This window comes from Bradyrhizobium sp. 613_E4_N2_2 (assembly GCF_052075995.1).
Taxonomy (GTDB): Bacteria; Pseudomonadota; Alphaproteobacteria; order Rhizobiales; family Xanthobacteraceae; genus Bradyrhizobium; species Bradyrhizobium barranii.
The window spans coordinates 202,764-228,085 of record NZ_CP197234.1 but is presented as its reverse complement, the minus strand read 5'-3'; the positions used below and the strand labels follow the sequence as shown (position 1 = coordinate 228,085).

Here is a 25,322-nt window from a genome sequence, read left to right as displayed (position 1 = left end):
TTCCTGTCCCGGTCCCCAAACCGTCCGTCTCAGTCGATGATGAAGCCGAAATCGCCGCGGCTGCCTTCGATCGGATCGACGCTGCGCGCGATGCCGTAGAGCCGGTTCATGCGGCCGAGCAGCGCCGTCTGCGCGTCCGAGGCCGGCGCAAAGCCGTCGTCGGGCCGCGACAATTCCTTCTGGGCAACCGCGCGCACCACGTAGGGCGTCACGATCACCATCAGCTCGGTCTCGTTGTTGACGAAGTCCTGGCTGCGGAACAGCGCGCCGATGATCGGCACCTGGTCGACGCCGGGCAGGCCGTTGATCGCCTGCTTGGTCTTCTGCTGGATCAGGCCGGCCATCGCCATCGAGCCCCCGGAGGGAATTTCCAGCGTGGTCTCGGCGCGGCGGGTCTGGACCGAGGGGATCGTGATCGAGTTGCTCGAGGTCGAGGACACCGCCTGCGTCAGCGTGATCGCGTTGGTGTTCGACAGCTCCGAGACCTCGGTCATCACGCGCAGGCTGATACGGCCTTCGCTGAGCACGAGCGGGGTGAAGTTCAGCGAGATGCCGAACTTCTTGTAGGTGACCTGGGTGGTACAGACGTGGGTGACCGGATCGCAGGAATAGCCTGCAGGGATCGGGAATTCGCCGCCGGCGATGAAGGTGGCGGATTCGCCCGAGATCGCGGTCAGGCTCGGTTCGGCCAGCGTGCGCATGACGCCGGCGCTTTCCATTGCGCGCATCGTGGCGCTGACGGTGGCGACACCCTTGGCGAGGCCGGCCACGCCGAGCCCGTTGCTGCCGACGATCGGTCCGCCGCTGACCGAGAACGGGTTGGAATTGTTGAAGTTCACGACCGCGGTGCCGGCATTCAGGCTGGCGCTGAGGTCGACGCCCAGCTGCTTGACGATGTCGCGGCGGACTTCGCCGACGACGACCTTGAGCATCACCTGGTCGCGGCCGCGCACGACGATGTTGTTGACGACCTTGTCCGCGCCGCCAACGAGTTTTGCGGCGACGTCGCCGGCCTGCTGGGCCTCGATCGGGCTCGACACCGAGCCGGTCAGCATCACGCTGTCGCCGACGCCTTCGATCTGCACGCCCGGCAGAGATTGGCGCAGCGCCGTGCGCATGCCGTTGAGATCGCGCTTCACGGCGATGTCGTAGGCGGCAACCTGCTGGCCGTCGGCGCTGAAGAACACGACGTTGGTCTGGCCGACCTGGCCGCCGATGATATAGGCGCGCTGCGACGAGCGGATCACTGCATTGGCGATCTTGGGATCGGCCACCAGCACGTCCTTGACCTCGCGCGGCAGATCGATGACGACGGACTTGCCGACGCCGAGCGACAGCGAGCGCGTGCGCGCAGGCGCGATGGTCGAAACCGGCGACACGCCGAGATCCGGCGCCTGCATCGGCGCCTGATCGCCGACCGGCGCATCCGCCGCGTTGACGACGTCGGGGGCTGCGATCAGCCCCAGCATCAGCACCGCCCCCGTCCAGAACGAGCGCGCGCGCTTCCCCCGAATGCGCAGGCCCGTCCGATCATCCCCGTAGTTCATGGTGTCCCCATCATCACTTCTGTGACGTCAGTTGCCGTGCCTGCACCCCGTAGCGGATCACGTTCACGCCGCCGGGCCGCTTGGCCGCCAGGTCTTCGATCGAAATCTCCGACGCGTTGGCATCGGCGATGCTTCGCAACGCGAGCGTCAGCGTGCCGCCCTGGCGCGAGGCCGACAGCGTCGCAACCTGGTCCGGCTTGAGCTCGAGCGTGACGGTCTTGCCGAGCACGGCGTTCTGGCCGTCTTTTTCTTTCGGCGCCTGGTCGATCGCGAGCACGCGGATGTTGCTCAGGATGACCTCGGACAGGATCAGGTCGTTGCCGCCGGTCGCGCCGTTGGCGCCATCGGGATTCTTCAGGCGCCGCGTCAGAACGATGTCTACGCGGTCGTTCGGCAGGATGAAGCCGCCGGCGCCGGTCTCGGCTGAAATCTCGGTGGAGACGGCCCGCATGCCGGAGGGCAGGATCGCGGCCATGAAGCCCGAGCCCTCGGCCCGCACCAGCTTCTGCTCGCGGATCGGCTCGCCCTGCATCAACGGCACGCGCGCGATCGAGCCTGCGATCTGGGTCTGGGCGTCGGGCCTGCTGTCGCGGCGGATGAAGGCGCTGCTCGCGGTCGCCGCCGGCCAGGACTGCCATTGCAGATCCTCGGGCTTGACGGCCTGGCCGAGCTGGATGTCGTTCTTCGCGATCAGCACCTCGACCGTCGGCAGCTTCTCGGCGACGGGAAGGGCAGGCGCGGGCTTGTTGTCAAAGCCGCTCGCCAGATACGCAGCGACGCCGCCGGCGCCCAGCGCGATGACGAGAACGACAATGCGTGCGGTGTTCATACGCTTCTACTCTTACGCGGGGCACTCGAACCGCACGTGGCGGGTTCCCCTGCGTCGATGAGTAGGGAGTAAAAGTATAAGGGGTGTTGCGAGGCCGAGTGTGATGGCCCGTGACGATGCGCGTTCTGGGCAGATGGTGAACGTCGCGTTATCCGCTCGGCCAATGGCCCCGTAGATTCACGCAGGGCGGGACGTTCGTTCGAACGATGCGCGCGACGTCATGGTGAATGGGTGGTTAGTCATCGGCGCTTCGCGCAGCGTGCGCGGTAGTCGCTCCTCAGGGTGAGGAGCGTACTTCCTCGTGTTTCAATTGATGTCCGTAGCCCGGATGGAGCGAAGCGCAATCCGGGCTCGTGCAGCGCGTTGTGAGATCCCGGATTTCGCTGCGCTCCATCCGGGCTACGAGTGAGCGCCCTACTTCGCCCGCTTCTGCTCGATCACGTCCCAGACCTTCGCCGCGACATCCGGACCGCCGAGCCGCGCGATGGCGCGGATGCCCGTCGGCGACGTCACGTTGATCTCGGTGAGGTTGCCGTTGATGACGTCGATGCCGACGAACAGCAGGCCGTGCTCGCGCAGCGCCGGGCCGACGGTCGCGCAGATCTCGCGCTCGCGTGGCGTGAGCTCGGTTTCCTGCGCGGCGCCGCCACGCACCATGTTGGAGCGGAGGTCGTCGGCGGCCGGCACGCGGTTGACCGCGCCGGCGAACTCGCCGTTGACCAGGATGATGCGCTTGTCGCCGTGCTTCACCTCGGGGATGAACTGCTGGATCACCCACGGCTCCTTGAAGGTTACCGAGAACATGTCGAATAGCGAGCCGAAATTCATGTCCTGCGGCATCACGCGGAACACCGCCGCGCCGCCATGGCCGTGCAGCGGCTTCATGACGACGGCGCCGTGCTTATCCCGGAACGCGTTGATCTCGTCGAGGTCGCGCGAGATCAGCGTCGGCGGCATCAGCTGCGGAAAGTTCATCACGAACAGTTTTTCCGGCGCGTTGCGCACCGAGGCGGGGTTGTTGACGACCAGCGTCTTCGGATGGATGCGCTCCAGGAAATGCGTCGAGGTGATGTAGGCGAGATCGAACGGCGGATCCTGGCGCAGCAGCACGACGTCGAAGCCGTTGAGCGCTTCGCGCCTGGGCTCGCCCAGCGTGAAGTGATTGCCGGGCTCGTCGCGCACGGTCAGGAGCTGAATGGGCGCGACGATCTCCTCGCCGACCATCGAGAGCTTGTCGGGCGTGTAATAGGACAGGCCGTGGCCGCGCTTCTGCGCCTCCAGGAGCAGTGCAAAGGTGGAATCGCCCTTGATGTTGATACGGGCGATGGGGTCCATCTGGACGGCGACGTTCAGTTTCATGGTCTGCCTTTCAGGTCGAGGCGTCGAATGCCGCCAACACATGGCGCGGAAGTGAGCGCGGCGCAATCAGCATGGCGTCGAATCGCAGTTCGAATTCGGCATGCTCGGGATGCGCCACGAGCCAGCCTTGCGCGGCGTCGATGATGCGCTGCTGCTGGCGCGGGGTCACGGCGAAGGCGGCGTCATCCAGCGTCGCGCGGGCCTTGACCTCGACGAAGGCGATCAGGTTGCGGCGGCGCGCCACGATGTCGATCTCGCCATGGGGGGTGCGGTAGCGCCTGGCGAGGATGCGGTAGCCCTTGGCCATGAGATAGGCGGCGGCGCGGCTCTCCGCGGAGATGCCGGTGCGGAACGCGGCGACGCGCTCGGGCGAGGCGACTTTCGGTTCCGCGCCCTCAGTCTTCGCCATCGCCGTCCCTCAGGCCCTTTGCGAGCTCGAGCGCGCGGGCATAGACCTCGCGGCGCGGCCGGCCCGAGAGCGCGACCGCATGCGCGACGGCGTCCTTGACGCTGTGCGCGGCGAGCTGCTCGCGCAGGAGACCGTCGAGCGCATCCGGCGTCAGCAGCTCCGCGTCCGCCGCAGGCGGCGCGATCACCAGCACGAATTCGCCGCGCGTCTCCAGCGTGTCCGCCCCGCGTGCCAGCTCCTGCAGCGGCGCGCGCGAAATCTCCTCGTGCAGTTTCGTCAATTCGCGGCAGATCGCGGCTTCGCGCGTCCCCATGATCTCGGCAAGCTCGGCGAGCGTGTCCTGCACGCGGTTGCCGGAGTCGAACATCACCAGCGTCGCATCGATGCGGGCGAGCTCTGCAAGGCGCGACTTTCGCGCGGCGGATTTCGCCGGCAGAAAGCCCTCGAAGAAGAAGCGGTCGGTCGGCAATGCGGCGACCGACAGCGCGGCCAGCACCGAGGACGGGCCGGGCAGCGCGTAGACCGCATGGCCGGCTGCGCAGACCTCGCGCACCAGCTTGAAACCGGGGTCGGAGATCAGCGGCGTGCCGGCATCCGACACCAGTGCGATCGAGCCGCCCTGCCCCAGCGCCTCCAGGATCCTCGGACGCGCCGCTTCGGCGTTGTGCTCGTGATATTGCTTGAGCTGCGCCGTGATGGCGTAGCGCTCGGTCAGGCGCCGCGTGATGCGGGTGTCCTCGCAGGCGATGACGTCGACGCCGGCGAGCGTCTGAAGCGCGCGCAGCGTGATGTCGCCGAGATTGCCGATGGGGGTGGCGACCAGATGGAGGCCCGGCGCCGCCTTCGGCGCCGTCAGCCGATGGGCGTCGATGGAGAAACCGCGCGAGGCGGGATCCGTCGTCTCAGGTGTATTTATCGGGCTCGGCTTTACGCGCATAATGAATCGAACTTAGGCATGATCCCGGGGGCTGGGAACCGGTCCTCGGAAAAAGATCGCGCCAGGTCAGGGGTGAGGAAGGACTGGAATGTGATCCATCCGGCATCACATTGCAGAGGGAATGAAGCGTCGGCGCCACATTCGCGGCGGAAACGCCGCCTTGATGCGGGTGACGGATGGTGGACAGCTAGCCAGGGCTTGAGGTGCGGCCGCGTTAAGTGGTCATTATCCTTTTGTTTTAGTTAACTATTTGCCGACAATATGCCTAAATCCGCGGCTTGTGTCGTGGAAAGAATGTTGTGACCGGCCGGCCGACGGCCGGTCAGAAGAGAAGTTGTGATGCTGGGCCCGCGCGATCCAAAATCTCCCGTTCAGGGCTCTCGATTATCAGGGGCGACCCGGCGGAGCGCGCTCGGCCTGTTGCTCGGCGCCCCCTTGCTGTCGGCCTGCGCCGGCGTGCAGCAGAGTCTCAGCCAGTTTTCCAACCCGTTCAGCAGCTCCTCCCCGGCCCCGGCCCCGGCTCAGCCGGCCGGCCCGCCGCAACAGGCCACCACCGCCGGCAGCGGCGGGGTGAAGGTTGCCGTGATCCTGCCGCTCTCGGCCGCCGGCAATGCCGGCCTCGCCGCGCAGTCGATGCGCAACGCCGCCGAGATGGCGCTGGCCGAGTTCCAGAATCCCAATATCCAGCTCCTGATCAAGGACGACAACGGCAGCCCGCAAGGCGCGCAGGCGGGGGCGCAGCAGGCGGTCGACGAGGGCGCCGAGATCATTTTGGGCCCGCTGTTCGCGCAGTCGGTGCCGGCGGTGGCGCAGGTCGCGCGTACGCGCGGCATCTCGGTGATCGCGTTCTCGACCGATTCCAGCATCGCCGGCCGCGGCGTCTTTCTGCTGAGCTTCCTGCCGGAGTCCGACGTCAACCGCATCGTCGAATATTCCGCGAGCATCGGAAAGCGCTCGGTCGCCGTGCTCGTGCCCGACAACGCCTATGGCAATGTCGTCGAGGCCGCGGTGAAGGCGGCGGTGCCGCGGCGCGGCGGCCGCATTGTCGCCTTCGAGAAATACGGCGCCGATCGCGCGACGCCGGCACGTACCGTGGCGCAGCAGCTCGGCAGCGCGGATGCGCTGTTCATCGCCGATGACGGCGATGCCGTCGTCGCGGTGGCCGATGCGATGACGGCCGCGGGCGCGAATTTGCGCAACATCCAGCTGCTCGGCACCGGCCTGTGGGACAGTCCGCGCGTCTATGCCAATGCAAACTTGCAAGGCGGTCTCTACGCCGCGCCGGACCCGGCCGGCTTCCGCGCCTTCTCCGGCCGCTACCGCACCAAATACGGCGCCGAGCCGATCCGCACCGCGACGCTCGCCTATGACGCGGTCGCCCTCGTCGCCGCGCTCGCGCGCACGCAAGGCCCGACGCGCTTCTCGCCGGACGTGCTCACCAACCCTTCAGGCTTCGCCGGCATCGACGGCCTGTTCCGCTTCCGCGCCGATGGCACGAATGAGCGTGGGTTAGCGGTGATGAAGGTGACGACAGGTGGTGGCGTGGCGGTCGCGGGCTCGCCGAAGAGTTTTGGGGCTTGATGGCTTCGTAGCCCGGATGGAGCGCAGCGCAATCCGGGTTCTATCCGAGTGGCGAAAGCGTCCCGGATTACGCTGCGCTCCATCCGGGCTACGGCAGCTCGCTATGCCGCCAGATCCGCGACCACTGCATCAAGCACCGGAAATCCGCTGCTCGTGACCCGCAAGCGCCCTGTCGCATCGACGATGATCGCACCTTCTTCGCGCAACAGCGCGATGCGCTTGGGATCGAGCGGTCGGCCCGACAGCGCGCTGTAGCGCTCGGGGTCGATGCCCTCGGCGAGACGCAATCCCATCAGCAAAAATTCGTCGGCGCGCTCCTCGCTGTTGAGGAGATCGTCGGTGACGTTGCCGTGGCCGTTGGTCTCGACCCGCATCAGCCAGGCCTCGGGACGCTTCTCGGTGGCGGTGGCGTGCCTGATACCGTCGATGTCGAGGCGGCCATGGGCACCGGGGCCGATGCCGGCATATTCATCGCCGCGCCAGTACACCAGATTGTGCCGGCATTCGGCGCCGCGCCGCGCGTGATTTGAAATCTCGTAGGCGGGCAGGCCGAGCTTGTCGCAGGTCTCCTGCGTCACGTCGTAGAGCGCGCGCGCGACCGCTTCGTCCGGCGTCTTCAATTTGCCGGCCTGGTGCAGGCCGAAGAACGGCGTGCCTTCCTCGATCGTCAATTGATAGAGCGACAGATGCTCCGCCGCTTCGTCGATCGCCAGACGCAGCTCGTCGGCCCACATCGCCGGCGTCTGGTCGGGGCGGGCGTAGATCAGGTCGAACGAATAACGGTCGAACGAGCGGCGCGCGATGGCGACCGCATCGAGCGCCTCGCGGGCGCTGTGCATGCGGCCCAGCGCTTTCAGCGAGGCATCGTCGAGGGCCTGCACGCCGAGCGAGACGCGGTTGACACCGGCGGCGCGATAGCCGGCAAAACGCGTGGCCTCGACACTGGTCGGGTTTGCCTCGAGCGTCACTTCGACATCGCTGGCGACAGTCCAGTGCTTGCCGATCGCATCGAGCACCGCGCCGACGGTTGCGGGCTGCATCAGCGACGGCGTGCCGCCGCCGAGGAAGATCGAGGTGACTTCACGCCCGGGCGCACGCTGTGCGGTCGTTTCGATTTCACGCGCGAAAGCTGAAGCGAAGCGCGTCTCGTCGATCGCGGCGTGGCGGACGTGGCTGTTGAAGTCGCAATAGGGGCACTTCGACAGGCAGAACGGCCAGTGCACATAGACGCCGAAAGCTTGCTTAGCGCGGCTCAAGGCAGATCTCCGCCAGTTTCACGAAGGCGCGGGCGCGATGCGACAGGCCGAGGCCAAGCGGCGGCAGGCCGTGCTTCTCGATGCTGGTCATCTCGCCGAACGTGCGATCGTGGCCATTGGGCAGGAACATCGGATCATAACCGAAGCCGGCCGTGCCGCGCGGCGGCCAGACCAAGCTGCCGTCGACGCGCGCCTCGACCTCTTCGAGATGATCGTCGGGCCAGGCGACGCAGAGCGCGGATACGAAATGCGCGGTGCGCTTGTCGGGCGTGGTGGCGCCGCGCTCCTGCAACAGGCGCTCGATCTGCGCCATCGCGGCGGCAAAATCCTTTGCTGGACCAGCCCAGCGCGCGCTGTAGATGCCGGGCGCGCCATCGAGCGCGTCGACCACGATGCCGGAATCGTCGGCGAAGGAGGGAAGCTTGGTCGCCCGCGCCGCCGCGATCGCCTTGATCGCGGCATTGCTGCGGAAATCGTTGCCGGTCTCGTCGGGCTCGGGCAGGCCGAGCTCACCGGCCGACACCGCCTCGATGCCGCAAGGCGCGAGCAACTCCTTCATCTCGGCGAGCTTGCCGGGATTGTGGGTCGCGATGACGAGCTTTCCGGTGATTCGGCGGTGCATGGGCCTATTGACTACGCCACGGCCAGTTTCTGCAAGTCCACGAGCCGCGCGATACCCTTCTGGGCCAGCGCCATCAGCGCGAGGAATTCGTCCTGCGTGAACGGTTCGCGTTCCGCGGTGCCCTGCACCTCGATGATGCGGCCATCGCCGGTCAGGACGAAATTGGCGTCGGTCTGGGCCTCCGAATCCTCAGCATAGTCGAGGTCGAGCACGGGCGTGCCGTTGTAGATGCCGCAGGAGATCGCGGCGACGTTGTCGCGCAGCACCTTGGCCTTGATCATGTTGCGCGCCTTCATCCAGTTGATGCAATCGGCGAGCGCGACCCAGGCACCGGTGATCGAGGCCGTGCGCGTGCCACCGTCGGCCTGGAGCACGTCGCAATCGACCGTGATCTGGCGCTCACCGAGCGCTTCGAGATCGACGATGGTGCGAAGCGAGCGGCCGATCAGGCGCTGAATCTCGACGGTGCGGCCGCTTTGCTTGCCGGCGGAGGCCTCGCGGCGGGTGCGTTCGGAGGTCGCGCGGGGCAGCATGCCGTATTCGGCGGTGACCCAGCCGCGGCCCTGGCCCTTCAGCCACGGCGGCAGGCGGTCTTCCAGCGTGGCGGTGACCAGCACATGGGTGTCGCCGAATTTCACCAGGCAGGAGCCTTCCGCATATTTGACCACGCCGCGCTCCAGCGTCACGGGGCGCAATTCGTCGGGCGCACGGCGGCTTGGCCGCATGGGAAATCCTCCAAAACTCTCGGAAAAGGGCTATTCGCGGTGCTTGTAGGTGGGGTGAGGGTGGGCGGCAAGGCTTTTTCACCCCGGGTTTTCCACCCCGCAAACGCCACGCTTGTCAGAACCCTCCGGGATGGACAAATTATAAGCGTCTGAGAGGAGTTACCGTCCGTGGCCCATCACGATCCGATCCATCTGATCGCGCCGCGCGCAGGCCTCGCCCAGCTCAACGAGCGCTCCCGCGACATCTTTCGTCAAATTGTCGAAAGCTATCTCGCGACCGGCGAGCCGGTCGGCTCGCGCAATATCTCGCGGCTGATCGCGATGCCGCTGTCGCCGGCCTCGGTCCGCAACGTCATGGCCGACCTGGAACAGCTCGGCCTGATCTATGCGCCCCACACCTCCGCCGGCCGTTTGCCGACGGAACTGGGCTTACGCTTCTTCGTCGACGCCCTGATGCAGGTCGGCGACCTCAATGACGCCGAGCGGCAGTCGATCCAGAGCCAGTTGACGTCGGTGGGTCACGCCCAATCGGTCGAGGCGGCGCTGTCGGAGGCGCTGACGCGGCTGTCCGGTCTCACCCGCGCCGCAGCGGTCGTGTTGACCCCGAAATCCAATGCGCGGCTGAAACACATCGAATTCGTCCGGCTGGAACCCGAAAAGGCGCTGGTGATCCTGGTCGGCGAGGACGGTCAGGTCGAAAACCGCGTGCTGTCGCTGCCGCCGGGAGTTCCCTCCTCGGCGCTCACGGAAGCCGGTAATTTCCTCAACGCGCGGATCCGCGGCCGCACGCTGGCCGAGGCGCGGCTCGAGCTCGAAACCGCGCTCGGCGAAGCCCGTGCCGAGCTCGACCAACTGACGCAGAAGGTGATTTCGGCCGGCATTGCGAGCTGGTCCGGCGGCGAGAACGAGGACCGCCAGCTGATCGTTCGCGGCCACGCCAATCTGCTCGAGGATCTGCACGCGCTGGAGGATCTCGAGCGCGTTCGCCTGCTGTTCGACGATCTCGAGACCAAGCGCGGCGTGATCGACCTTCTGGGGCGCGCCGAGACCGCTGAGGGCGTGCGGATCTTCATCGGTTCGGAGAACAAACTGTTTTCCTTGTCGGGCTCCTCCACCATCATCTCGCCCTATCGGGATGCCGCCGGCCACATCGTCGGTGTTTTGGGCGTGATCGGGCCGACGCGGCTGAATTATGCCCGCGTAATCCCGACCGTGGACTACGCCGCGCGCATCGTCAGCCGCCTCCTGGGGGGCTGATCGGCGTTTCCTCCGATCACGGGCGCTTGATTTTCGTGAGCTTAGGCACGATATCCGGGCCAACAATCCCTTGAGACGAGTTCGAGAAGAGAGCCGATGACCGATCGAGACCGGCAGCCCGACGACACGACCCCACCGACCGACGAGCCGGTGGTGTCAAAACCCTACATCATGCCCGACGATCCGGAGCCCGGCTCGGTCGAGCTGTTGCAGAAGGAAGCCGCCGAGGCGCGCGACCGCATGCTGCGGACGCTGGCCGAGATGGAAAATCTGCGCAAGCGCACCACCAAGGAAGTCGCCGATGCCCGCCTCTACGGCATCACCGGCTTCGCCCGCGACGTGCTCGACATCGCCGACAATCTCCAGCGTGCGCTCGATGCCGTTCCGGCCGAGGCCCGTGCCGCGGCCGATCCGGGCCTGACCTCGCTGATCGAGGGCGTCGAGCTCACCGAGCGCTCGCTGCTCAACGCGCTGGAAAAGCACGGCGTCAAGAAGTTCGATCCGCAGGGCCAGAAGTTCGACCCGAACTTCCAGCAGGCGATGTACGAGGTGCCGGATGCGTCGGTGCCTGCGGGCACCGTCGTGCAGGTCATGCAGGCCGGCTACACCATCGGCGAGCGCGTGCTGCGCCCGGCGCTGGTCGGTGTCGCCAAGGGCGGCACGAAGGCTGCGCCGGCTGCGAACAGCAACGAAGTGAACTGAGCGGCGAACTAAGCCTTGGCGTCATTCCGGGTTCGATGCCTTGCATCGCCCCGGAACGACCGATTGCTATCTTACGCGCTCACCGCGATATCCGCGGACTGGATCCGCTTCACGCCGGCCTTGGCCATGTCGGCCCAGGCTTTTGCGAGCGAACCCTGCGTGTCGATGCCGCGGCAGGCGTCCTCCACCACATAGACCTCGAAGCCCGCCTTGCGCGCGTCGAGCGCGGTCCAGGCGACGCAGAAGTCTGTCGCGAGGCCGGCGACGAAGACGCGCTTGATCTTGCGGCCCTTCAGGTAACCGGCGAGGCCTGTCGAGGTCTTGCCGTCGGCTTCCAGGAAGGCCGAATAGCTGTCGACGTCCTTGTGAAAACCCTTGCGGATGATGAGCTCGGCATGCGGGATCGCAAGATCCTTCGACAGCGCGGCGCCGTCGGTGCCCTGCACGCAATGGTCGGGCCACAGCACCTGCTTGCCGTAAGGGAGGTCGACGGTCTCGAACGGCTTCTTGCCGGAGTGCACCGACGCAAACGAAATGTGGCCCGGCGTGTGCCAGTCCTGAGTCATCACCACGTTCGCAAACGCTTTCGCCATCTTGTTGATGACGGGAACGACCTGCTCGCCTTCCTTCACGGCGAGGCTGCCGCCGGGCAGGAAGCAGTTTTGCACGTCGATCACGAGCAGCGCGGAGGCATCGTCCGGCTTGATCGATGCGGCCGCAAGGAGCGCGGTTGGAGCAAGGGCTACGAGAGCGCTTGTCCCAAGCGCCGCGAGGATTTGTCGTCGATCAAGCATCGTTCGCCTCCCTCCAGGATGATCCAATGGAAGGAAGCCTAGTTCCGTTCGTATACGAACAGAAGCCCGAAAATGCAGCCGGTTCTGTCCAGCGCTTGGGCTAACCCTTGAGACTAACCCTTGGGCTGGATGCCGTCGCGCACGGCGCGGAAGCGGGTGAAGGCGGCCGACCACTGGTCGCGCGGGGCGCTGGCGATGATGCGCAGCGAGGCACCGCCGCTCGAGAAGCGGATCCACTGCACCACGGTCACGGGCGTCTTGTCCTTGCCGCTGACGCCGTCGATCCGGGTCTCAAAACCCTGCTGGCCGTTGATGCGGATCGGCTCCGACATGGTGACGCGGGATTCGCGCACGCCGGGAATCTGCAACGCGGCCTCCTGGGCAAAGCGGGCGCGATCGTCGGCCTGCTGCGGGGTGGCGCCGATCAGGCCGAGGATCATGAACGGCTTGGATTCATAGCCCGAGCTCTCATTGCCGTCGGCCAGGATGATGCTGGAGCCCGGCGCCAGGGTGCGGATGTCCTTGAAATCGGCGAGATCGGTGATCTTGAACGGCATCAGCCCGATCTGCTCTTCGGCCGAGACCTGCTTGCGGGTGACGGCGCTCGCAAACATCTGCCGCACCGCCTCGTCGGTGTAGATCTTGGTCGCGTTCTCCGGGATCTGCACCGCGACATAGCCGGAGAAACCGGCGCCCGGCACGATCATCGAGTAGCGCTTCACCGGCGTCTCGCCGGCCTTGCCGCTTTCCATGGTGAAATAAGCAAGACCCGCGGGGGTCTCGAGCTTGTCCTGCTTGACGCCGGCGGTGCCGCCGGGATTGGAATTGAAGGCGCTCACGACCTCGCCATAGGCCGCCGGCGGCAGCTCGGTGATCAGCACCTTGACGCTGCCGTCCTCGCTCTCGAAGCCCGGAAACGTCTTGGCCGTGCTCAGGCCGACCAGCGGCACCATGCCGAGGCGCAAGCCGGGCGGGAAAACGGCATCGGCCGCAAGGGCGGGAAGCGCCGTGGCGACGAGAACGGCGAGCGCGGCGAGGGGGCGAATGAGCTTCATGGGCACTCTGATTGGTTCACATTGAGGCCGTTCGATGGTCGGCCATTGGGCCGCTTTGTCGCGCAAAGCCGCCTTGATGGCGGCGGTCCGGCCGCCCGCCTTTTAACGGGTTTGGCCCGCCGGTAACAGGGCGGGGCAGATCACGGTGGCGGGGGCCGGCTGACGCCTGAACCTGTTAATAATTCCTCACCCGCAAGGGCGGTTGAGCCCGGATATGATCTTCCAAAACCCAATGTTTTCATGGCCGAAACTTGCGTTCGGTCCTTGCGGGCCCCTCCCCCCCTCCTATATGAGCGTCAACCATCGCAATATCGCGGATGTTTGATCTTAGGGGGTTTGGAGCGGGTGCCTCTTGGGCCCAGCCAACCTGCCGCAAAAACAAGGATATCAGGACCATGGGAAAGGTCATTGGGATCGACCTCGGCACCACGAATTCGTGCGTCGCCGTGATGGATGGCAAGAACGCCAAAGTCATCGAGAATTCCGAAGGCATGCGCACGACGCCTTCGATCGTCGCCGTGACGGACGACGGTGAGCGCCTCGTCGGCCAGCCTGCCAAGCGCCAGGCCGTTACCAATCCCGAGCGTACGTTCTTCGCAGTGAAGCGCCTCATCGGCCGCCGCTACGACGACCCGATGGTCGAGAAGGACAAGAAGCTCGTTCCGTACAAGATCGTGAAGGCTTCCAACGGCGACGCCTGGGTCGAGGCCGACGGCCAGACCTACTCGCCCTCGCAGGTGTCTGCGTTCATCCTGCAGAAGATGAAGGAGACCGCGGAGGCCCATCTCGGCCAGAAGGTCGACCAGGCCGTCATCACCGTTCCCGCTTACTTCAACGACGCCCAGCGCCAGGCGACCAAGGACGCCGGCAAGATCGCGGGCCTTGAAGTGCTGCGCATCATCAACGAGCCGACCGCGGCCGCGCTCGCCTATGGTCTGGACAAGACCAAGACCGGCACGATCGCCGTGTACGATCTCGGCGGCGGCACGTTCGATATCTCCATTCTCGAAATCGGCGACGGCGTGTTCGAGGTGAAGTCGACCAACGGCGACACCTTCCTCGGCGGCGAAGACTTCGACATGCGCCTCGTGGGTTATCTGGCCGACGAGTTCCAGAAGGAGCAGGGCATCAACCTGCGCAACGACAAGCTCGCGTTGCAGCGCCTGAAGGAAGCCGCTGAAAAGGCCAAGATCGAGCTGTCGTCGACGACGCAGACCGAGATCAACCTGCCCTTCATCACCGCGGACCAGACCGGCCCCAAGCATCTGACGATGAAGCTCACCCGCGCCAAGTTCGAGGCGCTGGTCGACGACCTCGTCCAGAAGACGGTCGAGCCCTGCCGCAAGGCGCTGAAGGACGCCGGCGTCACCGCCGGTGAGATCGGCGAAGTCGTTCTGGTCGGCGGCATGTCGCGCATGCCGAAGGTCCAGGAAGTCGTGAAGCAGCTGTTCGGCAAGGAGCCGCACAAGGGCGTCAACCCGGACGAAGTCGTGGCGATCGGTGCCGCGATCCAGGCCGGCGTGCTCCAGGGCGACGTCAAGGACGTGCTGCTGCTCGACGTGACCCCGCTGTCGCTGGGCATCGAGACGCTGGGCGGCGTGTTCACCCGCATCATCGACCGCAACACCACGATCCCGACCAAGAAGAGCCAGGTGTTCTCGACTGCCGAGGACAACCAGAACGCGGTCACCATCCGCGTCTTCCAGGGCGAGCGTGAAATGGCGGCCGACAACAAGATGCTCGGCCAGTTCGACCTGATGGGCATTCCGCCGGCTCCGCGCGGCATGCCGCAGATCGAGGTGACCTTCGACATCGACGCCAACGGCATCGTCAACGTCTCGGCCAAGGACAAGGCCACGGCCAAGGAGCAGCAGATCCGCATCCAGGCCTCCGGCGGCCTGTCGGAAGCCGACATCGAGAAGATGGTCAAGGACGCCGAGGCCAACGCCGAGGCGGACAAGAAGCGCCGCGAGGCCGTCACCGCCAAGAACGAGGCGGATGGCTTGGTGCATTCGACCGAGAAGGCCCTGGCCGAGCACGGTTCGAAGGTCGCTGAGCCCGAGCGCCGCGCCATCGAGGATGCCGTCAGCGACCTCAAGGAAGCGCTGAAGGGCGACGATGCCGAGGCGATCAAGGCCAAGACCCAGACGCTGGCCCAGGCTTCGATGAAGCTCGGCGAGGCCATGTACAAGCAGCAGGCCGAGGCCGACGCCAAGAAGGATGCGGCCAAGGACGACGTCGTCGACGCGGAATTCACCGAAGTCGACGACGACAAGAACAACAAGAAGTCCGCCTGATCCCCAAGAGGGTGATGATGCGGACGGCTTGGACCCCACACGCGCAACCGGCCTCCTCCCCCACGGGGGAGGCCGTCGTGTTGGGCTCGGCGGGGCGTGTCCCCGTTACGATCGATCAATTCCCAGCCGTTATGATGAACGTCGCCGTGCCGCCCTCTGCCGCGAAGCAAAGGGCTGCCTATATCGTCTCCTGGCGACGTTGTTCCGCTCCGACTTGAATCGCGATTGGATAGACCGAGTTCAACATGTCCACGTCCACCAAGCGCTGCTATTACGAAACGCTCGAAGTCGAACGCACTGCCGACGATTCCGTCCTGAAATCGTCCTTCCGCAAGCTTGCGATGAAATTCCACCCGGACCGCAACCCCGGGGACGACACCAGCGAAGTCAAGTTCAAGGAAATCAACGAGGCCTACGAGGTCCTCAAGGACAAGGACAAGCGCGCGGCCTATGACCGCTTCGGCCATGCGGCCTTCGAGCAGGGCGGCGGCGGCGCCGGTTTCGGTGCGGGCTTCGCCTCCTCCTTCTCCGACATCTTCGAAGACCTGTTCGGCATGGCCGGGCAGCGCGGCCGCGGTGGCCGCGAGCGTGGCGCCGACCTGCGCTACAACATGGAAATCACGCTCGAGGAAGCCTTTGGCGGCAAGACCGCGCAGATCGAGATTCCGGTCTCGGTCACCTGCGAGGCCTGCTCGGGCATCGGCGCCAAGGCCGGCACCAAGCCGAAGACCTGCTCGAGCTGCGGCGGCGCTGGCCGCGTGCGACAGTCGCAGGGCTTCTTCACGCTGGAGCGCACCTGTCCGAGCTGCCAGGGCCGCGGCCAGATGATCGAGGATGCCTGCCCGTCCTGCTCCGGCCAGGGCCGGGTCACCCGCGAGCGAACACTGTCGGTCAACATTCCCCCGGGGGTCGAGGACGGCACCCGGATCAGGCTCGCCGGCGAAGGCGAGGCCGGGGTTCGCGGCGGCCCGCCCGGCGACCTCTACATCTTCCTGTCGCTGGCCCAGCACCAGCTCTTCCAGCGCGACGGCGCCGATTTGCACTGCCGGGTGCCGATCTCGATGGTGACGGCCGCCCTCGGCGGCGAATTCGAGGTGCCGACCATCGACAGCGGCAAAACCAAGGTGAAGGTGCCGGCCGGAACCCAGTCGGGCCGCCGATTCCGCATTGCATCAAAAGGCATGCCGGTGCTGCGCTCGCGCCAGATGGGCGACATGTACGTTCAGGTTGCCGTCGAGACCCCGCAGAATCTCACCAAGAAGCAGCAGGAATTGCTGGCGGAATTCGAAAAGCTCTCCTCCGGCAATACCCAGCCGGAATCGGTCGGCTTCTTCGCCAAGGTCAAGGATCTATTCAGTAATCGGGCGACCTGACTCGTCTTGACCGTATCGCCTTCGGCCTATACCTGTTTATGACCATTTTCTGACACGCCGCGGTCCCGCGGTCCCGTCCGGTCCCGACATGCCATTGCCATCGTCCGCGCGTGCGTTGAAGAAGCCCCGTCTCGACGACGAGGTGCGCTTTCTAAGGTCGTGGATCGAAAAGCCGCTGCACATGGGTGCAGTGATGCCTTCGGGCAAGCTGCTCGCCCGGACCATGGCGCATTACGTCGACGTCAATTCAGACGCACCCGTGGTCGAGCTCGGGCCCGGCACCGGCGCTATCACCTCGGCCCTGGTCGAGCGGGGCGTCGACCAGAAGCGCCTCGTCCTCGTCGAATACAATCCCGGCTTCTGCGCCTTGCTGCGCGACCGCTATCCGCAAGCCAAGGTGGTGCAGGGCGATGCTTATCGCCTGCGCGACACGCTCTGGAACGTGCTCAGCGCGCCGGCCTCCGCCGTCGTCTCCGGCCTTCCGCTCGTGACAAAACCGATGCTGACGCGGCTCCGGCTGGTCCGCGACGCCTTCGCGGCGCTGACCCCGGGCGCGCCCTTCGTGCAGTTCACCTATGCGGTGGTGCCGCCGATCCCGAAATCGCTGCCCGGCGTGTCCACAGAGGCCTCGGAACGGATCTGGATGAACCTTCCGCCGGCCCGCGTCTGGGTGTATCGCAAGGACTAATTCCGTCGGCATTCCCTTTTGCGCGGCGGACTCGTTTCGCCGAACGCATGGAAGTGGATGTCCGCACCCAAAATCCTGGTCATTCCCGGCTCGCTGCGCACCGGCTCGCACAATGCGAAGCTGGCGGCGGTCGCCGCCTATGAATTCGCCCAGGCCGGCGTCGACGTCACCCGCATCTCGCTCGCCGATTTTCCGCTGCCGATCTATGACGGCGATCTCCAGGCCAAGTCGGGCGCGCCCAAGCACGCGATCAATCTCAAGCGCATGATCGGCGCGCATCATGGCGTGCTGATCGTTTCGCCCGAATATAACGCCTCGGTGCCGCCGCTGCTCAAGAACGCGATCGACTGGATCAGCCGCGTACATGAGCTGCACGAGACGCGCGGCGACGTGTTTCGCAACCGCGCCTTCGCGCTCGCCGGCGCCTCGCAGAGCCGGCTCGGTGCGGCCCGTGCGCTCCAGGCGCTGCGGCTGATCCTGACCTCCTGCCACGCCAATGTGATTGCCAGCCAGCTCACGCTCGCCTTTGCCGACCAGGCCTATGACGATATGGACAGGCTGAAGAACGAGGGCGACATCGCCGCGTTGAAGGAGCTGGTGCGGCAATTGATCGACATTTCCCAACGCATGATGTGAGGTGACATGACGCCAGCCGAGATCGCTCCGAAGGACCGCCTGATCGTAGCGCTCGACCTGCCCAGCGTTGACGCCGCGGAGGCGATGATCGCAAGGCTCGGCGACAGCGTCACCTTCTACAAGATCGGTTATCAGCTCGCTTATGCCGGCGGCCTGCCGCTGATCGGCAAGCTCGCCGACAAGGGCAAGAAGGTGTTCGCCGATCTCAAGATGCACGACATCGGCAACACCGTCACGCGTGGTGTGGAGAGCGTGGCCAGGCTGGGCGCGACTTTCCTCACCGTGCACGCCTATCCGCAGACCATGAAGGGCGCGGTCGAAGGCCGCGGCAGCGCGAGCCTGAAGATTCTCGCCGTCACGGTGCTGACGTCCTACAACGACGACGATCTGCACGCGGCCGGCTATCGGCTCAGCGTCGCCGAGCTGGTCGAAGCGCGCGCGCAGCAGGCGCAGGTGCTCGGCGTCGACGGGCTGGTGTCATCGCCCGAGGAGGTCGGCGCCTTGCGCAAGATCGTCGGCCACCAGATGCATCTCGTCACCCCAGGCATCCGGCCGGCGGGTTCTGCGAGCGGCGACCAGAAACGCATCATGACGCCGGGCCGCGCAATTGCCGCGGGCGCCGATTATCTCGTCGTCGGACGGCCGGTGGTGGAAGCCGCCGACCCCAAGGCGATCGCTGAAGCCATCCAGGCCGAGATCGCGCAGGCGCTCGGCGCATGATTCGGAAAAACCGCGCAGCGGTTTCATGCTTAGATAGAGACCGACAAACAGGGAGAAGAACAATGGCAAAGGGCTACTGGATCGGGCGCGTGGATGTGAGCAGTGACGAGGGCTACAAGCCTTATGCCGTCGCCAACGGTCCGATCTTCAAGAAATGGGGTGGCCGCTTCGTCGTCCGCGCCGGCAAATTCACCACCGTCGAAGGCGCCAGCCGCTCGCGCAACGTCGTGATTGAATTTCCGGACTACGAGACCGCGATCGCCTGCTACAACTCGCCGGAATACCAAGCCAACATCAAGGTGCGCCAGCCGCACTCCATCGCCGACCTCATCATCATCGAGGGCTATGACGGCCCGCAGCCATGAAGACGGATCGTCGCGAGAGCCTATCCTGGATTGACGCGAGCATCATCCGGCTCTAGCGGACAGCACGCGCGTGCGATCATCGCACGCGATCAGGAGAGCGTCGCGGACATCTCCGCTCGCACTCACGTCGACATCAAGTTGCATCACCTTGACGGACTCATTCGCTTGAACGCCTGAGGGTCGTTCGCGCCTGAGACGAAGACCGTGGCCGTCATTGGGTCCACCAGCTTGCCGTATTCTTTTGTCCCCAAATGGGGATTGCTGGATCGCTCTCGTTTCATCCAAGGTTGCTTGATCGGAGCCCACATCGATCGGTGATGGGCATCAAGCCAACCCGAAATCTGCGACGTCCGTGACGGGCCGCAAGGCGACCCGCATCGCGCATTTCCATGCAAAGGGAGTGAAGATCATGGCACTGATCATCGGAACAGCAGGCGACGATGTGTTGCCTGGCACGAATGTAGACGATCAGATCTTTGGCCTTCAAGGCAACGACACCATTACTGGCCTGGACGGCAATGATGACGTAAGCGGCGGCGCGGGCAATGATTCCATCGATGGCGGTGCCGGCAACGACATCCTTGATGGAAATGCCGGTATCGATACGATCACCGGTGGCGCCGGCGACGACACGATCAACGGCGGCGCGGGCGACGACACGCTGAACGGAAATGCCGGCGCCGACATCGTCCATGGCGACCAAGGCAACGACACCATCGATGGCGGAAACGGCGCTGACCAGCTCTTTGGTGACGCCGGCGACGACAGCATCCACGGCGGCGACGGCAATGATGACATTCATGGCGGTGCGGGTGCCGACACCCTGTGGGGCGACGCCGGCGACGATACGTTGAGCGGCGACGCCGGCAATGACGTCTTGAATGGCGGCGACGGTAACGACCTACTCAACGGTGGATTCGGAGATGACACTCTGAATGGCGATGCCGGCAACGACACGCTGAACGGCGGACTTGGCAATGACGTGCTGAACGGCGGTACCGGTGACGACATCCTGAACGGCGGTTTGGGCGCCGATACGCTCGACGGTGGCGATGGCAACGACACCATGCACGGCGACGCGGGCGACGACATCATGGACGGCGGCGCCGGTAACGATACGATGTTCGGCGATGCCGGAGACGACGAGATGGCCGGCGGCGCGGGCAACGATGCCATGAGCGGCGGCGCCGGTGATGACGAAATGAGCGGCGGAACCGGCAACGACACGCTCGACGGCGACGCCGGAGATGACACGCTCGATGGCGGCGACGGCACCGATGTCCTGAACGGCGGGGCTGGGGCTGACATCCTGTCGGGCGGCGCCGGCAATGACACCCTGAACGGCGGTAACGGCGATGACGAGTTGTCCGGCGGCAATGGCGCCGACGTCCTCAACGGTGGACTCGGCGATGATGTGCTGACGGGCGGTGCTGGTACCGATACGCACAATTTCGGCGACAACACAGCTACGAACTTCGGCAACGATGAAGTCACCGATCTCAGCTTTGCCGATGGCGATGCCGTTGTTGTCGACGCTCCGCCAGGCTTTGACCCGGCTACAGTGGTAGTGGACGACGACGGCACCAACACCGTGCTGGATTTCGGCTTCGGCGCCATCCAGCTCGATGGCATCACGGGCGGCGCGACACCGTTCGAGTCGATCGCCGAAATCAACACTGCCGCCGGTTATACGGCCGTTGACGTTGTCTAGTCCCGACTAGTAGCGGGGCGGCTGTCAGGCCGCCCCGCCCTCATTTCAGTCAGTGATAGTGCCGGCAAGTTATGTATTCGCGTAACCGTGGTGTGATCCCAGCATCTGGTCAGAGATTGCTGGTGGCCTTGATTCCGGGACGATTCGCATTGGTGTGGATCGTCTGTTTCAGCGTGTCCGTAAACCTGCTGCTGCTGGTCGTACCTTTCTTTTCCATCGAAGTGTTCGACCGCGTGCTCAGCAGCGGAAGCGTCGAGACGCTTGTCGGCCTCACCGTCATCGCCGTCGGCGCTCTCGCCTTCAGCGCCGCCTTCGACACGTTTCGTAACCGCCTGTTGAGCCGGTTCGCGGTCGGGTTCGAGCACTGCCTCGCTCCGATCATCCTTGAAGGCAGCATCACCGGCGCGGCGCCGGGCGACGGCCGGCAGCACGATCTGGTCAAGCTTCGCGAGTTGAGAACTTTCCTGTCGAGCGGAACGGTCACATCGCTGATAGATGCTCCATTCCTCCCGGTGTTCATTCTCATCCTGTTCTTCCTGCACCCCTGGTATGGCGTCATAGCCCTGATCGGGGTGGGGGTCCTGCTGGCGATGGGTGTCGCAAGCCACTGGATCGCGCGCGGGGAAATTGCGCAGGCTTCGCAGGCCGCGTTGAAGACGCAGGCCTTGCTCGATGGAATCGTCCGGCACTCCAGCGTGGTGCGGGCGATGGGCTGGACCCGGGGCGCCATCCGCGCGTTCATGAGCCTCAATGACGAAGCCCTGGCTCCGGTGGTGCGGGCCAGCGAACGCATCTACACGATCAGCGCCGCCGCGCGAATGGTCAGGACCATTCTGCAGATTGCCGCGATCGGATGCGGTGCCTGGCTCGTGCTCCAGAACGAGGTGCTGTCCGGCAGTCTGATCGCGAGCTCGATCCTGATAGCGCGCACATTGCAGCCCATGGAAGGATTGGTCTCGGCCTGGCGCGCGCTGGCATCTGCGCAGGACGCCTGGACGCAGGTCTGCAACGCCGCGATGCCGGTGCTTGCGCGTCCGCGGAAGACGTTGCTTCCGCCGCCAGCCGGCATGCTCAAGGTCGAACGGGTGACATTCCGGATTGGCGGGACGCAGCGTCCCATCCTCGCGGGCATATCATTTCAATGCCGGCCGTCCGAGCTTGTCGTCGTGATCGGGCCGACCGGCGCCGGAAAATCCACATTGCTGCGCTTGATGGCAGGCCTCGATCGGCCGACCAGCGGTACGATCCGGTTGGACCACGCAGCACTCCATACCTGGGATCCCGACCAGCTTGGGCAATTCGTCGGCTATCTCCCCCAGGACGTGCAGCTCCTGGATGGAACGGTGGCCGAAGCCATTGCCGGGTTCGACGAATACGCACGGGACGAGGCCATCGTCGCCGCGGCCATGCTCGCGCAGGCGCATGAGATGATCCTGTCCCTTCCGGCCGGCTACCAGACCGAGATCGGCCGCGACGGCTGCAGGCTATCCGGTGGCCAGCGTCAGCGCATTGGTCTTGCACGCGCCTTCTTCGGCGATCGCAAATTGATCCTGCTGGATGAGCCCAATGCCAATCTCGACCCGGACGGCGAAGAAGCGTTGTGCTCCGCCATTCAATCGGCCAAAGCGCGCGGCGCGGCGTCGGTGATCGTCACCCACCGGCCGCGGCTGTTGACCATCGCCGATGCCGTGCTGCTGTTGAGGGACGGCAACCAGGTCGCCTTCGGACCGCCATATGATGTTCTTCGCGCCCAGCGGCCGGCACCGGTACCGGGTTCGCCAGGGCTCCCGCGCAATGTCGAACCTCAGAGGTTGCCAGGCAGGAGGGTCATTCCATGACGCAGACCGGTCATGCCTCCGCGATGTCCGCGCCTGTTGCAGGTCCGTCGAAGACCTGGCCGACGGAGCAACCGCGATCCGACATGCGACGGATCATCGCATGGGGCTGTGTATTGCTCGTCCTGCAATTTTGCGGCTTCGGCTTGTGGGCAACCACGGTTCCGCTCCGCGGCGCTGTCGTGGCACCAGGATTCATCAAGGTCCATTCGAAGCGCAAGGCTGTGCAACATCTGGAAGGCGGAATCATCAAATCGATCTATGTCCGGGAGAACGATCACGTCGAAGCCGGTCAACTCATTGCACGGCTCGACACCGCGCAGATCGAAGGGAGCCTTGGTTCCCTCGAAACGAAGTTCTTTGCTGATCTGGCGATGGAGGCCCGGCTGGCGGCGGAGCAGGACGCCGCGAAGTCAATCCGGTTTCCGGACGAATTGCGGGAAAGTGCGACGCGTCTCTCCGCACGTATCGCCATTCAAACCCAGGAGGCCGAATTTGCCGCGCGACTGGCCGCGATTGAGAACGAGCGCAAGGTGATCGATCAGCAGATGCTGCAAAACGCGGACACCATCCGCGGCCTGCAGAGCAACACCCAAGGGCTTGAACAGCAACTCAAGCTGTTGCGGGAAGAAATCGCCGACACGAGTTATCTCCTCGCAAAGGGCCTCGCCCGGAAACCACGTTTGCTGGCCTTGCAACGCGCCGAAGCCGAGGCCACCGGACAGGTCGATCGTAATGCCGCGTCAATCTCGGAGATGCAGGGCAAGATCGCGGAGTTGCAGGACAGACGCCGGCAGCTGGGGTTCAACCAAAATCAGGATATCGCCAAGCAGCGGCATGCGACCAGCGAGGAGATCGGCGACCTCAGACATCGAATTGCCGCGTTGCGTGCCCAGCTTGTCCGGTCTGAATTGCGTGCCCCGGAAAGTGGAAGGATCGTCGGCCTCAACAGCAGGGACCTCAATGCCGTGCTTGGACCTCGGGAAACCCTTTTGGAAATCGTTCCGATGCAAGATCGGCTTGTCATCGAGGCGACATTGAAGCCTGCCGATCGGGAAGAGGTCTATGTCGGACAGATGGCGCGTGTGCGAGTTCACGCGCTGAACATTCGCCGCCGGCCGATGCTTGAGGGAAGGGTGGTCGGCGTTGCGGCAGACGCACTGACCGACACCCATTCCGGTGACAGCTCCTATTTGGCCGAGGTTGAGCTGGACCCCAACGCGCCGACGGCCTCCTACATCTCCACATTGATGCCTGGAATGCCTGTCGAGATATTTGTCGAGACGGGGGAACGAACCTTTGCGGAATATCTTTTGCAGCCGATGACGTTACGGATCAACCGTGCGTTCAGGGAGAATTAAGCGCTGGTAAGGGGTGGGCCGGCCTATGAGGGAGGCGACCGTGCATGAGTGCAGTAAGGCACTACCTTCCGCACAGGATGATTTTCGTTCCGATTGCGTCGAGCGCGCCTCGAAGCAAGGCAATGACGGATGCGGTCCGTCTGGGTCTTGTCCGGAGCCACGCCCGCAACAGGCCGCAATGGAATATTTCGCGAAGGCCATGGCGGAATTGCTCGGCTGCCGGAGCTGCTACGTAGCCATGCTATCCGCCTCCGGGCTGGAAGAAGCCAGGATCGGAGATGCTCCTGCCGATCCGTCATGCGCGGCGATGGTTGAGCGATTTGCGCGCAAGGGTACGGCCGAGGACGTCGCCTCGCTCGAGCCGATCAATTCCCGGACCTCCTTCGTCCGCAAGTTGATCGGCGCGGAACCCCCGGTAAAGAGTCATTCGGTCATCGGCAGGTTTGCTTCCGATGAGCGAACCACGGTCGTATTCGTGGCCGGATGGCGACCGGCCGCACTTGCGGCATCGGAGATTCCCGGCTTGGCGCATACCGTGCGCCCGTTATGGAAGGCTGCTCATTCACTTGCCCGGCAAGCGCCGGGGCAGGTCGATGCGCAACTCTGGCTCGAAGAGCTGACCTTTCCCGCCATCGTCGTGGACCAGGGCCTGCACATTTACGCAGTCAATCGTGGTGGACGCGTGCTGCTTGCCAAGCGCGAGCTGCTCAGGATGGAAGGAGGCAGGCTCGCTGGCTCATGCGCTTCCGTGACCGAGAGCTTGCGGGGGGCAATCGGGAAAGTGCTCATCGAGAGCGGGACTCATGGATGGTTCAACACTACGGTACCGCTTTCGACGGATCGTCAGCAATTCGCCTTCGCCAAGATCGGCGCTGTTCCAACGCATGACAAGCTGGGACAGGCCCTCATCGTCGTGCCGCAATTCGATGACGTGCAGGGCGCGCACTGCATCGCATCTGCCTTCGGCTTGAACTGGGCTGAGGAAAGAATCGTCGCCCGGATTCTTCAATTCCAGTGCCCTCGCGATATTGGAGCCGAGCTTGGGCTGACCGAGGCAACGGTGCGAACCTACACCAAGAGGATCATGCTCAAACTGGGGATCAACCGACAGTCGGAGTTCTTTCTTCTGTATCATCTCACCCAATCGCCTTTTGGCGCTGGCAGGCGCGAGAACTGGGTGAGCCGGCCGGCCTCCGACGGTCGATTGGACGAAGAGGGTCCGATGAGATTGCGGACGGCTGGCAAGCATTCGCCTGACTGAGT

Annotated in this window: 23 protein-coding genes; 13 read left to right on the top strand and 10 right to left on the bottom strand. The window is 64.9% G+C overall.

Annotated features, from left to right (window positions below):
* Nucleotides 1-29: 29 nt before the first annotated feature.
* The 5 genes from AB7290_RS01005 to rsmI all read right to left on the bottom strand — a co-directional run bounded on the left by AB7290_RS01005 (nt 30) and on the right by rsmI (nt 5,081).
* Nucleotides 30-1,547 carry a type II and III secretion system protein family protein gene (locus AB7290_RS01005; protein WP_085404968.1) on the bottom strand — a complete coding sequence of 506 codons (1,518 nt, stop codon included), beginning with the start codon at nt 1,545-1,547 and terminating at the stop codon, nt 30-32.
* Between the two features lie 13 nt (nt 1,548-1,560).
* Nucleotides 1,561-2,376, bottom strand: coding sequence for a Flp pilus assembly protein CpaB (cpaB, locus tag AB7290_RS01000; protein WP_014490823.1), 816 nt, complete (start codon nt 2,374-2,376; stop codon nt 1,561-1,563).
* A 414-nt stretch (nt 2,377-2,790) separates the two neighbouring features.
* The gene (gene gshB, locus AB7290_RS00995; protein WP_085404969.1) at nt 2,791-3,735 is read right to left on the bottom strand and encodes a glutathione synthase; all 945 of its coding nucleotides are present in this window, start codon (nt 3,733-3,735) and stop codon (nt 2,791-2,793) included.
* Nucleotides 3,736-3,745: 10 nt separating this feature from the next.
* The gene (locus tag AB7290_RS00990) at nt 3,746-4,144 is read right to left on the bottom strand and encodes a YraN family protein (RefSeq protein ID WP_028155515.1); all 399 of its coding nucleotides are present in this window, start codon (nt 4,142-4,144) and stop codon (nt 3,746-3,748) included.
* Nucleotides 4,131-5,081: a 16S rRNA (cytidine(1402)-2'-O)-methyltransferase gene (gene rsmI, locus AB7290_RS00985; protein WP_354077165.1), complete on the bottom strand. Its 951-nt coding sequence runs from the start codon at nt 5,079-5,081 to the stop codon at nt 4,131-4,133. The genes AB7290_RS00990 and rsmI overlap by 14 nt, the downstream gene beginning before the upstream one ends.
* A 339-nt stretch (nt 5,082-5,420) precedes the next feature.
* Here rsmI and AB7290_RS00980 point away from each other — a divergent pair, with 339 nt between their 5' ends.
* On the top strand, nt 5,421-6,662 hold the full coding sequence (locus AB7290_RS00980) for a penicillin-binding protein activator (protein WP_085404971.1): 1,242 nt from the start codon (nt 5,421-5,423) through the stop codon (nt 6,660-6,662).
* A gap of 101 nt (nt 6,663-6,763) precedes the next feature.
* Here AB7290_RS00980 and hemW read toward each other — a convergent pair whose 3' ends face one another.
* From hemW to rph, 3 genes are read right to left on the bottom strand one after another with little or no spacing between them, the layout of a single operon-like run.
* On the bottom strand, nt 6,764-7,918 hold the full coding sequence (gene hemW, locus AB7290_RS00975) for a radical SAM family heme chaperone HemW (RefSeq protein WP_085404972.1): 1,155 nt from the start codon (nt 7,916-7,918) through the stop codon (nt 6,764-6,766).
* Nucleotides 7,905-8,540, bottom strand: coding sequence for an RdgB/HAM1 family non-canonical purine NTP pyrophosphatase (gene rdgB, locus AB7290_RS00970; protein ID WP_085404973.1), 636 nt, complete (start codon nt 8,538-8,540; stop codon nt 7,905-7,907). Before rdgB ends, hemW begins: the two co-directional genes overlap by 14 nt.
* A gap of 11 nt (nt 8,541-8,551) precedes the next feature.
* Complete coding sequence (rph, locus tag AB7290_RS00965) at nt 8,552-9,265, bottom strand: ribonuclease PH (protein ID WP_014490830.1); 714 nt, start codon at nt 9,263-9,265, stop codon at nt 8,552-8,554.
* Nucleotides 9,266-9,433: 168 nt separating this feature from the next.
* Between rph and hrcA the strand changes: the two genes are divergently transcribed.
* Together hrcA and grpE are read left to right on the top strand one after the other, a co-directional pair.
* Entirely contained in the window at nt 9,434-10,522 is a 1,089-nt protein-coding gene (gene hrcA / locus AB7290_RS00960; RefSeq protein WP_063980248.1) for a heat-inducible transcriptional repressor HrcA, read from the top strand.
* Nucleotides 10,523-10,618: 96 nt separating this feature from the next.
* Nucleotides 10,619-11,224 (top strand): nucleotide exchange factor GrpE, encoded by a 606-nt coding sequence (gene grpE / locus AB7290_RS00955; RefSeq protein WP_063980247.1) that lies wholly within the window; start codon nt 10,619-10,621, stop codon nt 11,222-11,224.
* 71 nt (nt 11,225-11,295) lie between these two features.
* On the opposite strand, the gene pncA is transcribed toward grpE, so the two are convergent.
* Both pncA and AB7290_RS00945 read right to left on the bottom strand, forming a co-directional pair.
* A complete protein-coding gene (gene pncA / locus AB7290_RS00950) occupies nt 11,296-12,018 on the bottom strand; it encodes a bifunctional nicotinamidase/pyrazinamidase (protein ID WP_028155509.1) in 723 nt (240 codons plus the stop codon).
* A 113-nt stretch (nt 12,019-12,131) separates the two neighbouring features.
* Nucleotides 12,132-13,073 (bottom strand): hypothetical protein, encoded by a 942-nt coding sequence (locus AB7290_RS00945; RefSeq protein ID WP_085404974.1) that lies wholly within the window; start codon nt 13,071-13,073, stop codon nt 12,132-12,134.
* 395 nt (nt 13,074-13,468) lie between these two features.
* Between AB7290_RS00945 and dnaK the strand changes: the two genes are divergently transcribed.
* The 10 genes from dnaK to AB7290_RS00895 all read left to right on the top strand — a co-directional run bounded on the left by dnaK (nt 13,469) and on the right by AB7290_RS00895 (nt 25,320).
* On the top strand, nt 13,469-15,370 hold the full coding sequence (dnaK, locus tag AB7290_RS00940) for a molecular chaperone DnaK (RefSeq protein WP_028148797.1): 1,902 nt from the start codon (nt 13,469-13,471) through the stop codon (nt 15,368-15,370).
* Between the two features lie 245 nt (nt 15,371-15,615).
* Entirely contained in the window at nt 15,616-16,743 is a 1,128-nt protein-coding gene (gene dnaJ / locus AB7290_RS00935) for a molecular chaperone DnaJ (protein ID WP_063980245.1), read from the top strand.
* An 88-nt stretch (nt 16,744-16,831) separates the two neighbouring features.
* Nucleotides 16,832-17,431, top strand: coding sequence for a class I SAM-dependent methyltransferase (locus AB7290_RS00930; protein WP_028148799.1), 600 nt, complete (start codon nt 16,832-16,834; stop codon nt 17,429-17,431).
* Between the two features lie 57 nt (nt 17,432-17,488).
* Nucleotides 17,489-18,067, top strand: coding sequence for an NADPH-dependent FMN reductase (locus AB7290_RS00925; RefSeq protein ID WP_085405104.1), 579 nt, complete (start codon nt 17,489-17,491; stop codon nt 18,065-18,067).
* A 6-nt stretch (nt 18,068-18,073) separates the two neighbouring features.
* Complete coding sequence (gene pyrF / locus AB7290_RS00920) at nt 18,074-18,787, top strand: orotidine-5'-phosphate decarboxylase (protein WP_085404975.1); 714 nt, start codon at nt 18,074-18,076, stop codon at nt 18,785-18,787.
* A gap of 62 nt (nt 18,788-18,849) precedes the next feature.
* Entirely contained in the window at nt 18,850-19,152 is a 303-nt protein-coding gene (locus tag AB7290_RS00915) for a DUF1330 domain-containing protein (protein ID WP_063980243.1), read from the top strand.
* Nucleotides 19,153-19,561: 409 nt separating this feature from the next.
* Nucleotides 19,562-20,863, top strand: a complete 1,302-nt coding sequence (locus AB7290_RS00910) for a calcium-binding protein (protein ID WP_245344265.1) — start codon at nt 19,562-19,564, stop codon at nt 20,861-20,863.
* 122 nt (nt 20,864-20,985) lie between these two features.
* The gene (locus tag AB7290_RS00905) at nt 20,986-22,701 is read left to right on the top strand and encodes a type I secretion system permease/ATPase (RefSeq protein ID WP_245344266.1); all 1,716 of its coding nucleotides are present in this window, start codon (nt 20,986-20,988) and stop codon (nt 22,699-22,701) included.
* Nucleotides 22,698-24,059, top strand: coding sequence for an HlyD family type I secretion periplasmic adaptor subunit (locus tag AB7290_RS00900; RefSeq protein WP_085404977.1), 1,362 nt, complete (start codon nt 22,698-22,700; stop codon nt 24,057-24,059). Before AB7290_RS00905 ends, AB7290_RS00900 begins: the two co-directional genes overlap by 4 nt.
* Before the next feature lie 178 nt (nt 24,060-24,237).
* Entirely contained in the window at nt 24,238-25,320 is a 1,083-nt protein-coding gene (locus AB7290_RS00895; protein WP_085404978.1) for a helix-turn-helix transcriptional regulator, read from the top strand.
* The last annotated feature ends 2 nt before the right edge of the window (nt 25,321-25,322 follow it).

Bases quoted from the DNA above. Each gene is read 5' to 3' on its own strand.
- dnaJ (WP_063980245.1), top strand. From the start codon at position 15,616: ATGTCCACGTCCACCAAGCGCTGCTATTACGAAACGCTCGAAGTCGAA.
- AB7290_RS00900 (WP_085404977.1), top strand. From the start codon at position 22,698: ATGACGCAGACCGGTCATGCCTCCGCGATGTCCGCGCCTGTTGCAGGT.
- AB7290_RS01005 (WP_085404968.1), bottom strand. From the start codon at position 1,547: ATGAACTACGGGGATGATCGGACGGGCCTGCGCATTCGGGGGAAGCGC.
- AB7290_RS00895 (WP_085404978.1), top strand. From the start codon at position 24,238: ATGGAATATTTCGCGAAGGCCATGGCGGAATTGCTCGGCTGCCGGAGC.
- rdgB (WP_085404973.1), bottom strand. From the start codon at position 8,540: ATGCACCGCCGAATCACCGGAAAGCTCGTCATCGCGACCCACAATCCC.
- AB7290_RS00980 (WP_085404971.1), top strand. From the start codon at position 5,421: ATGCTGGGCCCGCGCGATCCAAAATCTCCCGTTCAGGGCTCTCGATTA.
- gshB (WP_085404969.1), bottom strand. From the start codon at position 3,735: ATGAAACTGAACGTCGCCGTCCAGATGGACCCCATCGCCCGTATCAAC.
- AB7290_RS00990 (WP_028155515.1), bottom strand. From the start codon at position 4,144: ATGGCGAAGACTGAGGGCGCGGAACCGAAAGTCGCCTCGCCCGAGCGC.
- cpaB (WP_014490823.1), bottom strand. From the start codon at position 2,376: ATGAACACCGCACGCATTGTCGTTCTCGTCATCGCGCTGGGCGCCGGC.
- AB7290_RS00945 (WP_085404974.1), bottom strand. From the start codon at position 13,073: ATGAAGCTCATTCGCCCCCTCGCCGCGCTCGCCGTTCTCGTCGCCACG.
- rph (WP_014490830.1), bottom strand. From the start codon at position 9,265: ATGCGGCCAAGCCGCCGTGCGCCCGACGAATTGCGCCCCGTGACGCTG.
- pncA (WP_028155509.1), bottom strand. From the start codon at position 12,018: ATGCTTGATCGACGACAAATCCTCGCGGCGCTTGGGACAAGCGCTCTC.
- rsmI (WP_354077165.1), bottom strand. From the start codon at position 5,081: ATGCGCGTAAAGCCGAGCCCGATAAATACACCTGAGACGACGGATCCC.
- AB7290_RS00930 (WP_028148799.1), top strand. From the start codon at position 16,832: ATGCCATTGCCATCGTCCGCGCGTGCGTTGAAGAAGCCCCGTCTCGAC.
- dnaK (WP_028148797.1), top strand. From the start codon at position 13,469: ATGGGAAAGGTCATTGGGATCGACCTCGGCACCACGAATTCGTGCGTC.
- AB7290_RS00915 (WP_063980243.1), top strand. From the start codon at position 18,850: ATGGCAAAGGGCTACTGGATCGGGCGCGTGGATGTGAGCAGTGACGAG.
- AB7290_RS00910 (WP_245344265.1), top strand. From the start codon at position 19,562: ATGGCACTGATCATCGGAACAGCAGGCGACGATGTGTTGCCTGGCACG.
- AB7290_RS00925 (WP_085405104.1), top strand. From the start codon at position 17,489: ATGTCCGCACCCAAAATCCTGGTCATTCCCGGCTCGCTGCGCACCGGC.
- grpE (WP_063980247.1), top strand. From the start codon at position 10,619: ATGACCGATCGAGACCGGCAGCCCGACGACACGACCCCACCGACCGAC.
- pyrF (WP_085404975.1), top strand. From the start codon at position 18,074: ATGACGCCAGCCGAGATCGCTCCGAAGGACCGCCTGATCGTAGCGCTC.